Genomic DNA, 13765 nt, shown 5'->3' on the forward strand with positions numbered 1-13765 from the left:
CAACTTGCCGACCCGCGTCGGACGAGTTGCAACGGGCTTCGAATCCAAAAAGGGGAAATCAATGCACAAAAAACGTCTCGCCATAGCGGTCTCTTGTATCGTCGCCGGTCTGGCTTCGGCTTCGGCCGCAGCCCAGTCGAATGTGACGGTATATGGCGTGGCCGATGCTTTCATCGGCCACGGTAAGACCGGAGACGCCAAATTTACCGGCGTGCAGAGTGGCGGCTGGGCGGGTTCGCGCCTCGGCTTCCGCGGCACCGAAGACCTCGGCAATGGGCTCAAGGCCGTCTTCACGCTGGAGTACGGAATCGAGATGGACGCAAACGACGGTCTCGGTGCGGCGCCCAACCGTTCCCGCCAGCAGTTCATCGGCCTGCAGGGCAATTTCGGCTTCATCGGCCTCGGTCGCCAGTACCACCCGGGCTACTACGTATTCAAGTACGACGCCATCGTTCCCGTGCCGATCAGCCCGCAATTTGCCCTGGCGGCTTCCGCCGGATCAAACCTGGTGGCGGGCGGTGCCGCGCGCGTCAGCAACTCGATCAACTACAAGTCGCCGAACTTCGGCGGCCTGACGCTCAACGCGATCTATGGCCTCAATGAAGTCAACCAGACCAGCGACCGTCAGAAAGGCGACATCGCGGCCATCGGCGCCGAATACGCGAACGGCCCGCTCGCCGTCGGCCTGATCTACAGCCAGGTGAAGGAACCCGTCGGCGACGAGGACAAGCGCGAAGCGTACCTCGGCGGCTCCTACGACTTCGGCATGTTCAAGCTGGCAGGCTCGTACCAGCGCATCGAGGACGCCACTGCGGCGGAAGACACCGACAACGTCTGGCATATCGGCGGCACCGTCCCGATTGGCACCTCGGGCAAATTCTCCGTGGGTTATGGCCAACTGGACGCGGATGCGAAGGACAGCGACGCCGACTCGTGGGCCGTGGTGTATTCCCACTCGCTGTCGAAGCGCACGCTCGCCTATGCCGGTTACGGCCACATCAGCAACGACGACGGACGGGCGGTGCGCTCCCCGTCGTTTGTCAGTGCGGCCAATACTTCGCCCGGCGACACGAGCCGCAACCTGATGGTCGGTTTGAACCACCTGTTCTGATCATCTCCCGACTGGAATAGACGGGCGCTGCGGCGCCCGTTTTCATTTACACCCCCGTTTCGGTGCCCATACGGGCCGGGCGATCGGGAGGATGAAACAACGAGGAGATTCGTCGCCGAAATATCGAAAATCGATCGTCGTCCACCGACATTCATTGCTCGCCACCATTGTTTGACGTCAAACAATTTGCTCTCTATACTTCGAACCACTCTCTTGATCGCCACGGACACGCCAATGAATATCAGGACGAAGGTCGAGCAGTTGTGCGCCAGAATGCATGACGAGCCGCAGTTCCCCACGCAGGGCCTCACCCTGTTCGTCGATCTCGAACGCCGTGAGACGCGCCGCAAATACCTGCCGCGCGACGTGCTGCAGACGTTCCTCGGCGGTCGCGGCGCGAACATGTACCTGCTCTACAACCTGCTGCAGGAAGAACGCGACGCCCTCGACCCCGAAGTGCCGCTGATCTTCGGTGCCGGCACGCTCACCGGGGACATGCCGGCCGCGACGCGCGGCAACTTCACCAGCCGCTCCCCTGAAAGCGACGCGATCCTCGACACCAACGGCGGCGACTACTTCCCGTCCTTCGTCAAGCGCCACGGCTACGACCACATCGTGCTGTACGGCCTGGCGCCGCAATGGACGCTGCTGCGCATCGCGCACGACGAAGTCCAGTTCCTCGACGCGACGCCTTACGTCGGCCTCGACAACCTCGAGATCCCCGGCGCAATCGAGCGCGACTTCGACTGCACCGAACGCAAGGACATGGCGCTCGCCCGTATCACGAGCGCGGGTGAAAACCTCGCGCTGTGCAGCGGCATCATGGGCGGCATCAAGGCGATCTGGGCGCGTGGCGGCGGCGGTGCGAAGATGGGCGCGCTGCACCTGAAAGCGATCATGGTGCACGGCAAGCCGGGCGACGCGCCGAAGGTCGCGGAGCTCAAGGCGCACAACAAGGTGATCGGCAAGAAGATCACCTCGACGTCGGTCATCAAGAACGCGCTCAAGCAGGTCGGCACGCCGTTCCTCTACAAGCCTTCGCGCGTGCTCGGCGCGCTGGGCACGATGAACAACCAGAAGACTGCATGGCACGAGACGCTCGACGCCGACAACTTCGACCCCTACCGCCCCGGTATGGACGGCTGCTATAAGTGCCCGGTGCATTGCCGCAACCTCAACGACATGACTCCCGAAGGCAAGGGCGGCTGGGGTTCGGCGGCACTGAAAGGCCTCAAGGGCAATGCGAGCTACGACAAGGCGCAGGCCGACATCGAGCACGGCAAAGAGCGCACCTACAACGGCATCCATGGCGACGGCCAGTTCGACAAGTACGACAAGGGCGACGGCCCCGAGTACGTCACCGTCGGCAAATTCGGCCCGATGATCGGGCTGAAGGAGCCGGAGCATGTGCTGCGCCTGAACAACATCCTCAACGACCTCGGCCTCGACTCGGCCTCGACCGGCAGCGCAATCGCATGGGCAATGGAACTGTGGCAGCGCGGCATCATCGACGCCAGTCACACCGGTGGCCTCGACCTGTCATGGGGCAACTACGAGACCGTCGAGAAACTGCTGTTCATGACGGCCAAGCGCGAAGGCTTCGGCGACACCATCGCGGATTCGTCGCGCGCCGTCGAGCGCGGCAAGTACCCGAAGGAAGCGCTCGATTACCGCATGGCGGTCAAGGGCCTGTTCCAGTCCGACCCGCACGACGCACGCATCCTCAAGGCGTTCGCGCTTGGCCTGTCGGTCGCGACGCGCGGCATGGACCATCTCAGGAACCGCGTGACGCTGGAGATCAACGCGCGCATCAACGACGACGCGGCATTCAAGACGCAGCTCTACGGCGGCGCCGTCGTGCCGGAGCCGAACGGCTATGGAGGCAAGGAATTCGCGGTGCGTCGCTGCGAGAACACTTTCGCCGTCGGCGACTCGGTCGGCATGTGCCGCTTCAACACCAAGCTGTTCAACTCGCCCACCACGCCCGACTGCGGCGACTTCGCGACACAGGTGTCGACGGCCACCGACGTGACGCTCAGCGCCGACGAGCTCAACGAAATCGGCCGCAACATCACCGGCATCGAGCGGCTGCTGAACTTCCGCCTCGGCCTGCGGGCGAAGGACGACACGCTGCCGCGGCGCTGGTTCGACGAGGAAATCGAAGTCGGTCCGTTCAAGGGCGAGAAAGTCGATCGCAAGGAATTCGAGGCAATGAAGTCGCGCTTCTACGCGGTCACGGGGCTCAATGCCGAAGGCGTGCCGAGCGCCGACTGGCACGAGCAGCTCGCCCACACGATGACCGGCTTTGCAGTCCGCGTCGAGCTGCCAAAGCCGCTTCCGGGCGCCCCCGACAAGGACGTCGTCATCGACGAGCCGGTATCGAACGTGATCGCGCTGCGCGAAGCCCTGCGCCGCCGGTTCCCGGAAGCGCAGGAGGAACTCGGCGATCATTCGTGGAACGTCGCGGTCAATGGCCGCATGGTACTGTCGGGCGAACGCGAGACCGCGTTGAACGACGGCGACCGGGTGACGCTGGTGCCGATCATCGCCGGCGGCTGAGGTCACGGCCGCCGATCGGCCGCGGCCGGACAGTAAAGAGCGCCACAGCGCCCCGCCAGTCGCGGGGCGCTGTGCTTTTGGGGCCCGGATCGGGCCGCATTGCTCCGGCCTGCTGCACCACCTCCACCCCTGCGGATCGCGCCACTGCGGGTTCGTTGTCTATGATCAGACAAACGGCCCTGCCGACATCGCCGAAGGAGACGGATCATGCAGACGAAAGATGACATCGTGCGCCGCATTCTTGCCGCACTCGAGCGCGGCGCACATATCGATCCCGTTCTTTATCCGCTCGAGGTGAGCGCTGCCGCAGACGGCGCAGTGACCCTGTCGGGCGAGGTACCGGCAATCGCGAACAAGCGACGCGCGGTTGCGGCCGCCACCGAGGTCGAGGGTGTGCGGGCGGTCATCGATCGGCTGCGGATTCCACCGGCCGTGGAGGCAGGCGACGGGGCGATCCGCGACGCGGCCTGCAAATGGATTTCGCGCGACGTGGATTTCTTCAACTGCACGCTGCGGGTGCTGAGTTCGGGCCGTCTGGAAGTGCTGCGCGACGCGAGTGTCGATCCGAGCGGGGCCATCGATATCGCCGTCGAGGGCGGCGTGATCACGCTGAGCGGCCACGTCATCAGCCTGTCCCACAAACGCCTGGCGGGCGTGCTGGCGTGGTGGGCGCGCGGCTGTCGCGACGTGGACAACGCGCTCGAAATCAGGCCTCCGGAAGAGGACAATGACGAGGAAGTCGTCGAAGCGATGCGTCTCGTGCTCGAAACCGACCCGCTCGTGCATGCGGAGCAGATCGCCGTCGGCAGTCGCGATTTCGTCATCACGCTCAAGGGCGTCGTCTCCTCCGAGGACGAACGCCAGCGCGCCGAACTGGACGCGTGGTATCTGCACGGCGTCAGGGCGGTGATCAACGAGATCGAGGTACGCTGAACCGGCCTGCCCGCTCGTCTGCCCGACCTGCCGGTCCGGCGTGTCGGCTCACCCGCGCGATAAACCGTCAGGAGATATACGTTCCAGCATGGCAGACGCCGAAAACACCGACCGCATGCGCCTCGACAAATGGCTGTGGGCGGCGCGTTTTTACAAGACCCGCTCGCTCGCCAGCCAGTCGGTCGAGGCCGGCCACGTCAGGCTCAACGGTCACGCCGTCAAGCCCGCGCGGGACGTGCGCTCGGGCGACATGCTCGAGATCGTCGCGGGCGATGCGCACTGGACGGTCATCGTGCGCGGTCTCAACGAACAGCGGCGCCCCGCCCCGGAAGCACGGGAGCTGTACGAGGAGACCATCGAAAGCAGTGAACGGCGCGCGGCGGAAAAGGAAAACCGCCGGCTCGCGCCGGTACCGGGGAGCGATCTGCGCGGGCGCCCGACGAAGAAGGCGCGGCGGCAGATCAGGGGATTCAACGAAAGCGGGTGAAGGCCGCGCGCATCACGCTTCCGTATCGATCCGCGCGAGCGCCTCTGCGATCGCTTTCGCCTCCACAGGGCGGACCAGGCGGGCGACTTCCCTTCCCTCGTTGAGGAAGATCAGTGTCGGCCACAGCTTGACGCCGAACGAGCGGCCCAGCTTGCGTCCTTTGCCGTCTTCGATCCTGATATGTCGCACCCCCGGATGGCGGGCGAACGCGGCGGCAATCGGCGCTTGCGCCGCCTGGCAATACCCGCACCAGTTCGCACCGAACTCGACCACGGTGGGCGCCTGCAGCGCATCGATCTCGGTGCGGTCGGGGGCGGTCGCGGAATAGGCGGTGTTCGTCGTCATGTTTTTTCCTCCCGGCAAAGTCTGGTGCCGGAAAGGTACATCAAAAAGCGGACCCGAAGGCTCGCTGAAAGCGCGAGGCTCAGCTGCTCGCCCGAAGGCAGGAACGCATAGCTGTAGCTCGCGTAGTAGGTCTGCGCCGCCGTCGGCGTCCAGATCAAGCTGAAACGCGGGCTAACTTCCTCGTCGGTGCTGGATGTATCGGCGTTCGCGCTGCCGCGGGAGACCGGCCCCTACCCGTTTTGTTCCTTTCGGACTGCCTCAGGACTTCGGCCACAGGATCATCTGGGTGCAGCGGAACAGCGCGAGTTTGCGCCCGCTCGCCTCGTCGGTCACGACGGCGTCCCATACCTGCGTGCTCTTGCCGAGGTGCTGCGCGGTCGCCACACACGCGATGCTCCCGTCCCTGACCGTGCCGAGATGGTTGCTCTTCAGTTCGATCGTCGTGAACGATTCGGCGCCGTCCGGCAGGTGCGCCATCGTGCCGTAGCCGCAAGTGGTGTCGGCCAGCGCCACGATGCTTGCCGCGTGGAGAAAATTGTTTGGTGCGAAATGCAGCTGCCTGACCGGCATCCGGCTGCTGAGCGCACCCTGCCCCACGGAAAGGATTTCGATGCCGAGGTAGCCCGGCAGGTATTCGCTGCCGCGCTCGTTGAGCACGTCGAGTGTTACATCGGAGCGGAGTCGGCTCATTGCTGTCCTTGAGGGGGACCCCGGCCGCATACGCCGGGGGATATCGACTGATGCTTGCGGTCCGTCAGAACGGCAGGCGACGCTTCGGAGGCAGCGCAGGCTTTCCGTCCCGTGCGGCAGGCGCGGCCTTTACCGGCTTGCGCGGCAGATTCATCTCGTCGCGCGCGAACCGGACTTTGCCTTCCAGTTCGCAACCGCGCATGCCGGGCGAACAGACCGCGCCCTGCACCCGCTGACAAATTCCCTTCAGATCGTGAGGGCAACTCCAGGCACTCATGTCGTCAAACACTCCGCTTCAAGATCGGACAAACCGCTTACGCCCCTGGCCACACGACTCGGGCAAGGCCTGTCGTGACACCCCAAAACATGGTCAAGAACCGGCCGGGGCGCGCAACACGGCTGTTCGCAGTAAAAAATAACCGGCCACCAGCCTAACGCAACGGCGGCGCCGTCTCAAGAACTACGCCGGATAAATGCGGGCGGACAAGCGATCGTGAGACCTCCGAACCGGGCGTTTGAACGGCAACCAACAAGATCAACCATCGAATCCTGGCCCGGCTGCGTGTGGTCATTGAATCTGCCCAAGGGTAATAATTGGCATGTAAGGCAAGAAGCGCGACAAGGTACGCGCGGGAAAGAGGAAAATCACTCTCGGTAGTGGATATCCTCATATTGGTAAGTTTCCTGACGCAAGCCAACAGTGCAATGAACGAACTTCTTCGACAGTTAGAGAGCATTTCGGCATGTCGCGATCGCGATCTTCTGGCTATAAGCCTGGTCTCGACCCTGAAAACCGTTTTCAGACCCGGTACCGTTCGGCTGTACAGGCTGAGCAGCAATGTCGGCGCCGAATCCCAGGTAACGATTGTGGTCGCCGCTTCCGACGCCGGGGTTGAGTTCCGTGAAAAGGCCGGCGAGGACGAGCGGGGCGAGCCGCTTGCGGCGCATCCGCTGATCACTGCGGCAGCGCGCGATTCGAGGCCGGTCTGGAAAGCCGGGCCGACGCACAGCGATTGCGTCTTCCCCTTGCCGGACGCAGGCAATTCCAATCTTTGCATCCTCGCGGTAATGGGCCTTCCACCGCTGGTTCAGGTTGAACGCGAAGCGCTCGAGCAATTCGTCAAGATCTACGTGAACTTCATCGGCCTTCTCGACTACAGCGAACGCGACTCGCTGACCGGACTGCTCAACCGCAAAACCTTTGACGAAGCCTTCGACCGCATGCTGGCCCGTATTCCCGTTGACGTGGCGCTGGAACCGCCCGCAGAACGGCGGGGCGAGCGACCGCCCGACGACCCCCGCTGGATCGGGGTTATCGATATCGACCACTTCAAGCGCGTCAATGACACGTACGGTCACCTGTTCGGTGACGAAGTCCTGCTTCGCGTCGCGAACGTCATGAAAACCGCGTTTCGCCGGACCGATCGATTATTCCGGTTTGGTGGCGAAGAATTCGTGGTCATGCTCCAGCCCACGCCACAGGAACACGTGTTCAACATTTTCGACCGTTTCCGGCAAATGCTCGAAAAACATGAGTTCCCGCAAATCGGGCAGATTACATGCAGTCTCGGCTTCACCCGGGTTGATCCGGCAGCCGCCCCGACGGACATCCTCGGCAGCGCCGATCAGGCGTTGTATTTTGCGAAGGAGCACGGCCGCAACCAGACGCGGAACTTCGAGCAATTGGTAGCCGAGGGATTGATTGTCTTGCAGCAGGCCGAGGCGACCCAGACCGGCCCCGATCTCGACGCACTCTTCGGCTAGCGGCTCTGCGCCGGCGCGGATCACTGCAGGATATCGCTCACCGCAACGCCCGGGCGACGAAATGGCGGGGGACACTGGGGCGGGGGACGCGGTCGGAAAACCAGCTGCGAACGTCTTCTTCCAGGCCGATGCCGTGCATGTAGTTGTACAGCGCCTTGTTGAGGGCAACGCCCAGAACGTCGTGGTCGACGCCGGTCGGGTCGACGAAGCGGACGTCGTTCCTGGCAAAGGAGCCCGGCGGCAGCGGCACGAGCGTGACACCGTATTCCTCCGGGCGCTGGCCCACCGGTGAATGCACGGTGCAGGCGAAGCGATGGAAAAACCCCGACTGGATGCAGCCGGCTGCGAAAAGCTGCCGCACGTATTCGAGCGCATCCACCGTGTCCTGCACGGTCTGGGTCGGAAACCCGTACATCAGGTAGGCGTGGACGAGGATGCCGGCTTCGCTGAAACCGTGCGTGACGCGCGCGACCTGCTCGACCGAGACGCCTTTGTTCATGAGTTTCAGCAGACGATCCGACGCGACTTCGAGACCGCCGGAAATCGCGATGCAGCCGCTGTCGGCCAGCAGCCGGCACAGCTGCGGCGTGAAGGATTTTTCGAAGCGGATGTTGCCCCACCACGAGATCGCACGGCGGCGGGCCAGAAGCTCCTGCGCGAGCGCCTTCAATGCCTTCGGCGGCGCGGCTTCGTCGACGAAATGGAAACCCGTCTGCCCGGTCTCGTCGATGATCGCCTCGATGCGGTCGACGAGCGTCGTCGCGGCCACGCCGTCGTAGCGCGAGATGTAGTCGAGGCTGACGTCGCAGAAACTGCACTTTTTCCAGTAGCAGCCGTGCGCGACGGTGAGCTTGTTCCAGCGCCCGTCTGACCACAGCCGGTGCATCGGGTTGAGCATGTCGAGGACCGAAAGGTAGCGGTCCAGCGGCAGGCCGTCCCAGGTCGGCGTGCCGACTTCGGCGAACGCGATGTCGGCTTCGTCGAAGTGGATGTAACGCACCGTCGCAGCGTCGCCGCGCACGAAAGTGCGCACCAGCCGCTCCCGCGGACGTGCGCCGGCGAGGTGATCGAGCAGCGCCAGGATCGGGCGCTCGCCGTCGTCGAGCGTCACGTAGTCGAAATAATCGAACACCCGCGGTTCGCGCAGATCCCGCAACTCGGTGTTCACGAATCCGCCGCCGAGGACAGTGACGATCGCCGGGTCGTGTTCCTTGATCGCCTGCGCGATGCGGAACGCCGCGTAGACGGCCCCCGGGAACGGCACCGACAGCAGCACGAGCTGCGGCGCATGGCGTGCGATCGCGTCGAGCGTCAGTTCGCGCAGCGTGCGATCGACGAGATTGAGCGGCGCCGCGAGCGCTTCGGCGAGCGGATCGAAAGTCGGCTGGCTCTGCGCCAGCGATTCGGCGTAGCGCACGAACTCGAAGCGCGGGTCGACGGCCTCGCGCAGCACGTCGGCGACGTCGTTCAGATACAGCGTCGCCAGATGCCGCGCGCGATCCTGCAGCCCGAGCGCGCCGAACGCCCACGCGAGCGGATCGCCTCCGTCCGGGTCGACATAGACGTCGAGCGATTCGAAGCGCGAGCCTTCGGGCAGGAAGCTGCGCCCGGCAATACGATGCGCGACGGTCGGATCGCGCCCCTGCAGGAACGCGATCGCGGGTCCGATCGTCGTCCGGTAGCGGTCGAATTGCGCGAGGAAAGCCTGCACGCGCGGCGGGCGTTCGCATTCGGGCGTCGCTTCGATGCCGTCGCGGATCGCCGTGAGGCCATCACCGGAAAACAGCCGCAGCACGAGTGCCAGTGCCAGATCCTCCTGCACCGCGTCGACGCCGCGCGAGCGCAGGAAGCCGGTCAGGTACGCGGTGGACGGGTACGGCGTGTTGAGTTGCGTCATCGGCGGGATCACCGACAAAACGCGCAGGGAGGTGTCTGACATCAGCTCGGGGAGTTGCTCGGGCCGGACATTCTAGAGGCAATCGGCGCGCTTCGGCTGCGCCCGAACAAAGGAGTCAGCCGTGATACGGAGCCCTGCTGGCGCACCCAAGCCGCCGGCAAACATCCCGACGATCCTGTTCGGCGCGTTCGACCGCCACAACTTCGGCGACCTGCTGTTCCCGCACGTCGTCGCCGCGATGCTCGACGACGAAAATCCGGTCTTCGCCGGTCTCGTCGACGCCGATCTGCGGCGTTTCGGCGGACATGCAGTCAGCGCGATCGCGCCACTCGCGGCAGCCTGGGGCGAGCGCCCAGTCAACATCATCCACGTCGGCGGCGAGATTCTCACCTGCGGCGCGTGGCACGCCGCAGTGATGCTGCTACCGCCGCAGCAGGCGCACGAGGCCATCACCCGCCTCGACGCGCGACCGCGGGAGGCGCTGGAATGGGCGCAGCGCCGGCTCGGCACGCGGGCGCTCGCACCGTACTGCCTGCCGAAGGGCCTTTTCTCCGGCGCGGCCCACGTGATCTTCAACGCCGTCGGCGGCACCGAGCTCGGCCAGTGCGATGCGGCATTGCGCGCCGAAGTCCTCGCGAATCTGCACGCCGCCGAAGAGGTCGGGGTGCGGGACCGGGAAACGCTCGCGCAGCTCGCCGCGGCGGGTGTCCCCGCCCGCCTCGTGCCCGACCCCGCAGTCATGGTCGCGGCGCTCTTTGGCGAGCGCATCGCCCGGCACGCCCGCGCCGGCGAAATCGCACAGATCCGCGCCGCATTCCCGCAGGGCTATCTCGCGGTGCAGTTCAGCGCCGATTTTGGCGACGACGCGACGCTCGACGCGATCGCCGCCGGGCTCGAACGCAGCGCGCGCTCGAGCGGCCATGGCGTCGCCCTGTTCCGCGCCGGCGCGGCGCCGTGGCACGACGACAGGGCCTGCTACGCGCGGCTCGTGGCGCGCCTGCCGGCGACACCGGTGAGGATTCTGGAATCGCTCGACATCTGGGACATCTGCGCGCTGATCGCCGCGAGTCAGGGGTACTGCGGCAGCAGCCTGCACGGCCGGATCGTCGCGATGGCGTTCGCGCTGCCGCGCCTCAACCTGCTCCATCCGGCAGCGCCGGGACGGCCCGGCAAGCAGACGGCTTTCGCCGCGACGTGGGAGCCGCCGGAAGTGCGTGCGACGGTCGCGGTGGACGAGCTCGCGGGCGGGATCGCGAACGCATTGAACGCCAACCCGGAGCGGCTCCGGCACACCGCACGCGAACTCGTCGAACAGTACCGCAGCGAATTCGACGCGATCCGGCAGCGACTCGAATGAAGCGAGCGGTCCGGCATCAGAAAGCAGCGGCGTCGAAGCGGATCAGCGGCCCGCCGGCCTCCCGCACGGCCTGCGAGCAGGCGACGGCCTGCGGGCCGAAGCTTGCGATGTAGAAACGGGCGAGCTCGACGAGGCTCGCGAGGTAGACCGGGTCGCCCTGGCCGGCGGCAAGCCGGCGCTGCGCGGCGAGCGCGAGGCGCGCCATCTGCCACGCACCGCACGTGATTCCGAGCAGATGCAGGAACGGCACTGCACCGGCGAGCACCTCGGCAAAGCGTTCCTTCCCGTTCGCGAGCACCCAGTCGGCCGCCCGTTCGACGGCGGCGATGCTGTCGGCGAATCCGTCGGCAAGCGATGAGAGTTCGGCCTCTTCGCGCAATTGGGCAGCCGTCGCATGCAGGTCGGCGACCAGTTCGCGCAGCGTCTCGCCGCCTTCGCGCAGGATCTTGCGGCCGACGAGGTCGTTGGCCTGGATGCCGGTCGTGCCTTCATAGATCGTGATGATGCGCGCGTCGCGGGCGAACTGCGCGATGCCGGTCTCCTCGACGAAGCCCATGCCGCCGAACACCTGGATCGCGTCGCTGCACACCTGCTGGCCGACTTCGGTGCACCAGCCTTTCGCGACCGGCATCAGCAGGTCGACATAACGCCGGCATTTCGCGGCGAGCGCGGCGTCCGGATGATGCTCCGCGAGGTCGAACCAGCCGGCAGCGGTGTATAGCAGCGCGCGCATCGCCATCACCCGCGCGCGCATCGACAGCAGCATGCGCTTGACGTCGGGGTGATGGAGGATCGGCCGGCCGGCTTCGCCGGTGATCGCGTCGCGGCCCTGCACGCGTTCGCGCGCATAGCCGAGCGCGAGCTGGTAGGCGCGCTCGCCGAGCCCGGCGCCCTGCACGCCAACGCCGAAGCGCGCCTCGTTCATCATGATGAACATCGTCTCCAGGCCGCGGTTCGGCGCGCCGACGAGGTAACCGACGGCCCCGCCGGCGTCGCCGTAGCTCATCGTGCAGGTCGGGCTGCCGTGGATGCCGAGCTTGTGCTCGATCGCGATGCAGCGCACGTCGTTCTTCGCGCCCGGATTGCCATCGGCGTCGAGCAGGAACTTCGGCACGAGGAACAGCGACAGCCCTTTCACGCCGGCCGGCGCATCCGGCAGCCGGGCGAGCACGAGGTGGACGATGTTGCTCGTCAGTTCGTGCTCGCCGTACGAGATGAAGATCTTCTGGCCGAACACGCGATAGCTGTCGTCGGCGGCAGGCTCCGCGCGGGTGCGCGTCGCCGCGAGGTCGGAGCCCGCCTGCGGCTCGGTGAGGTTCATCGTGCTGCCCCACTCGCCGCTGACAACCTTGTGCAGCCAGGTCTGCTTGAGCTCGTCGCTGGCGGCGATCAGCAGGGCTTCGGCCTGGCCGACGTTCAGTTGCGGCAGCATCGCGAACGCCATGTTCGTCGCGAACCACATCTCCCACACCGGCGTCGACACCAGCTTCGGCAGGCCCTGTCCGCCGAATTCCGGCGGCAGCGACAGGCCGGTCCAGCCGGCCTCGACGAAGCGGTCCCACGCATCCTCCCAGCCCTCGGGCGTGACGACGCGCCCGTCGGCGTCGAGCCGGCAACCCTGCACGTCGCCCCGGGCGTTGATCGGGCCGAGCACGCCGGCGGCGAACTTGCCGGCTTCATCGAGGATCGCCTCGATGACGTCCGGCGTCGCGTCCTCGAATCCCGGCAGCGCAGAAACCGCGTCCTGCCCGGCCAACTCGCGGAGGATGAAATGCATGTCGCGCAGCGGCGCGGCGTAATCGTGCATGGTGGCGGCTCCGGCCGGCGCAGGTCCGGCCAAGTGGTCTTAGCGGGGTGCGAGGCGGATCGCGCCGTCGAGGCGGATCGTCTCGCCGTTGAGCATCGCGTTCTCGACGATCTGGCGCGCGAGTTGCGCGTATTCGGCGGGTTCGCCGAGGCGCGGCGGGAACGGCACGGCTTCGCCGAGCGATTTCTGCGCCTCGGGCGGCAGCGCCTGCATCATCGGCGTCAGGAACAGGCCCGGCGCGATCGTCACGACGCGGATGCCGAAACGCGCGAGCTCGCGCGCGATCGGCAGCGTCATCGACACGATGCCGCCTTTCGACGCGGCGTAGCCGGCCTGGCCGATCTGGCCGTCGTACGCGGCGACCGACGCGGTGTTGATGATCACGCCACGCTCGCCGCCGGCGTTCGGCTCAGTTTTCGACATCGCTTCGGACGCGAGCCGGATCATGTTGAAAGTGCCGACCAGGTTGATGTTCACGATGCGCGCGAACGTGTCGAGCGGATGCGGGCCGTCGCGGCCGAGCACTTTCGCGGCGCTGCCGATGCCCGCGCAGTTGACGAGCCCGTTGAGCGCGCCGAAGCGTGCGAGCGCGAGCTCGACGCAGCCGCGTGCATCGGCTTCGGACGCGACGTCGGTGCGGTGGAACGCCGCGCGGATGCCGAGCTCGTCGGCAAGCTTTTCGCCGCCGACGCTGTTCAGGTCCGCGATGACGACATTCGCGCCGGCGCCGTGGAACGCGCGCACGGTCGCTTCGCCGAGCCCCGACGCCCCGCCGGTGACGATAAAAGTGCTGCTTTCGAGTTTCATCGTTTTTC

13 protein-coding genes are annotated in these 13765 nt (G+C 65.9%); 6 read left to right on the forward strand and 7 right to left on the reverse strand.

Annotation, left to right across the window (positions count from 1 at the left end; all coding sequences use genetic code 11):
* Positions 1 to 4: 4 nt before the first annotated feature.
* The 4 genes from GO606_RS04625 to GO606_RS04640 all read left to right on the forward strand — a co-directional run bounded on the left by GO606_RS04625 (position 5) and on the right by GO606_RS04640 (position 5090).
* Positions 5 to 1111, forward strand: a complete 1107-nt coding sequence (locus tag GO606_RS04625; RefSeq protein WP_246979368.1) for a porin — start codon at positions 5 to 7, stop codon at positions 1109 to 1111.
* Between the two features lie 234 nt (positions 1112 to 1345).
* Positions 1346 to 3670 carry an aldehyde ferredoxin oxidoreductase C-terminal domain-containing protein gene (locus GO606_RS04630; protein WP_169117201.1) on the forward strand — a complete coding sequence of 775 codons (2325 nt, stop codon included), beginning with the start codon at positions 1346 to 1348 and terminating at the stop codon, positions 3668 to 3670.
* A gap of 207 nt (positions 3671 to 3877) precedes the next feature.
* Positions 3878 to 4603, forward strand: a complete 726-nt coding sequence (locus GO606_RS04635) for a BON domain-containing protein (RefSeq protein WP_169117202.1) — start codon at positions 3878 to 3880, stop codon at positions 4601 to 4603.
* Between the two features lie 88 nt (positions 4604 to 4691).
* On the forward strand, positions 4692 to 5090 hold the full coding sequence (locus tag GO606_RS04640) for an RNA-binding S4 domain-containing protein (RefSeq protein ID WP_169117203.1): 399 nt from the start codon (positions 4692 to 4694) through the stop codon (positions 5088 to 5090).
* Positions 5091 to 5102: 12 nt separating this feature from the next.
* Here GO606_RS04640 and GO606_RS04645 read toward each other — a convergent pair whose 3' ends face one another.
* From GO606_RS04645 to GO606_RS04660, 4 genes are all read right to left on the reverse strand, one after another.
* A complete protein-coding gene (locus GO606_RS04645; protein WP_169117204.1) occupies positions 5103 to 5435 on the reverse strand; it encodes a thioredoxin family protein in 333 nt (110 codons plus the stop codon).
* Positions 5432 to 5593, reverse strand: coding sequence for a hypothetical protein (locus GO606_RS04650; RefSeq protein ID WP_246979369.1), 162 nt, complete (start codon positions 5591 to 5593; stop codon positions 5432 to 5434). The genes GO606_RS04645 and GO606_RS04650 overlap by 4 nt, the downstream gene beginning before the upstream one ends.
* Positions 5594 to 5693: 100 nt before the next feature.
* Positions 5694 to 6125: a PaaI family thioesterase gene (locus GO606_RS04655; protein ID WP_169117205.1), complete on the reverse strand. Its 432-nt coding sequence runs from the start codon at positions 6123 to 6125 to the stop codon at positions 5694 to 5696.
* Positions 6126 to 6189: 64 nt separating this feature from the next.
* Entirely contained in the window at positions 6190 to 6414 is a 225-nt protein-coding gene (locus GO606_RS04660) for a hypothetical protein (protein WP_246979370.1), read from the reverse strand.
* 416 nt (positions 6415 to 6830) lie between these two features.
* Here GO606_RS04660 and GO606_RS04665 point away from each other — a divergent pair, with 416 nt between their 5' ends.
* Complete coding sequence (locus tag GO606_RS04665) at positions 6831 to 7889, forward strand: GGDEF domain-containing protein (protein WP_169117206.1); 1059 nt, start codon at positions 6831 to 6833, stop codon at positions 7887 to 7889.
* A 37-nt stretch (positions 7890 to 7926) separates the two neighbouring features.
* On the opposite strand, the gene GO606_RS04670 is transcribed toward GO606_RS04665, so the two are convergent.
* A complete protein-coding gene (locus GO606_RS04670) occupies positions 7927 to 9828 on the reverse strand; it encodes a B12-binding domain-containing radical SAM protein (RefSeq protein WP_169117207.1) in 1902 nt (633 codons plus the stop codon).
* Positions 9829 to 9907: 79 nt separating this feature from the next.
* Here GO606_RS04670 and GO606_RS04675 point away from each other — a divergent pair, with 79 nt between their 5' ends.
* Positions 9908 to 11143: a polysaccharide pyruvyl transferase family protein gene (locus GO606_RS04675; protein ID WP_169117208.1), complete on the forward strand. Its 1236-nt coding sequence runs from the start codon at positions 9908 to 9910 to the stop codon at positions 11141 to 11143.
* Between the two features lie 16 nt (positions 11144 to 11159).
* Here the strand turns inward: GO606_RS04675 and GO606_RS04680 are convergent, their stop codons facing one another.
* Together GO606_RS04680 and GO606_RS04685 are read right to left on the reverse strand one after the other, a co-directional pair.
* Positions 11160 to 12950: an acyl-CoA dehydrogenase gene (locus tag GO606_RS04680; protein ID WP_169117209.1), complete on the reverse strand. Its 1791-nt coding sequence runs from the start codon at positions 12948 to 12950 to the stop codon at positions 11160 to 11162.
* A 39-nt stretch (positions 12951 to 12989) separates the two neighbouring features.
* Complete coding sequence (locus GO606_RS04685) at positions 12990 to 13757, reverse strand: 3-hydroxyacyl-CoA dehydrogenase (protein ID WP_169117210.1); 768 nt, start codon at positions 13755 to 13757, stop codon at positions 12990 to 12992.
* Between the last annotated feature and the right edge of the window lie 8 nt (positions 13758 to 13765).

It is taken from the genome of Aromatoleum anaerobium (assembly GCF_012910705.2).
In the GTDB taxonomy this organism is placed as follows: domain Bacteria; phylum Pseudomonadota; class Gammaproteobacteria; order Burkholderiales; family Rhodocyclaceae; genus Aromatoleum; species Aromatoleum anaerobium.

Bases quoted from the DNA above. Each gene is read 5' to 3' on its own strand.
- GO606_RS04645 (WP_169117204.1), bottom strand. From the start codon at position 5,435: ATGACGACGAACACCGCCTATTCCGCGACCGCCCCCGACCGCACCGAG.
- GO606_RS04685 (WP_169117210.1), bottom strand. From the start codon at position 13,757: ATGAAACTCGAAAGCAGCACTTTTATCGTCACCGGCGGGGCGTCGGGG.
- GO606_RS04630 (WP_169117201.1), top strand. From the start codon at position 1,346: ATGAATATCAGGACGAAGGTCGAGCAGTTGTGCGCCAGAATGCATGAC.
- GO606_RS04640 (WP_169117203.1), top strand. From the start codon at position 4,692: ATGGCAGACGCCGAAAACACCGACCGCATGCGCCTCGACAAATGGCTG.
- GO606_RS04665 (WP_169117206.1), top strand. From the start codon at position 6,831: ATGAACGAACTTCTTCGACAGTTAGAGAGCATTTCGGCATGTCGCGAT.
- GO606_RS04635 (WP_169117202.1), top strand. From the start codon at position 3,878: ATGCAGACGAAAGATGACATCGTGCGCCGCATTCTTGCCGCACTCGAG.
- GO606_RS04655 (WP_169117205.1), bottom strand. From the start codon at position 6,125: ATGAGCCGACTCCGCTCCGATGTAACACTCGACGTGCTCAACGAGCGC.
- GO606_RS04670 (WP_169117207.1), bottom strand. From the start codon at position 9,828: ATGTCAGACACCTCCCTGCGCGTTTTGTCGGTGATCCCGCCGATGACG.
- GO606_RS04680 (WP_169117209.1), bottom strand. From the start codon at position 12,950: ATGCACGATTACGCCGCGCCGCTGCGCGACATGCATTTCATCCTCCGC.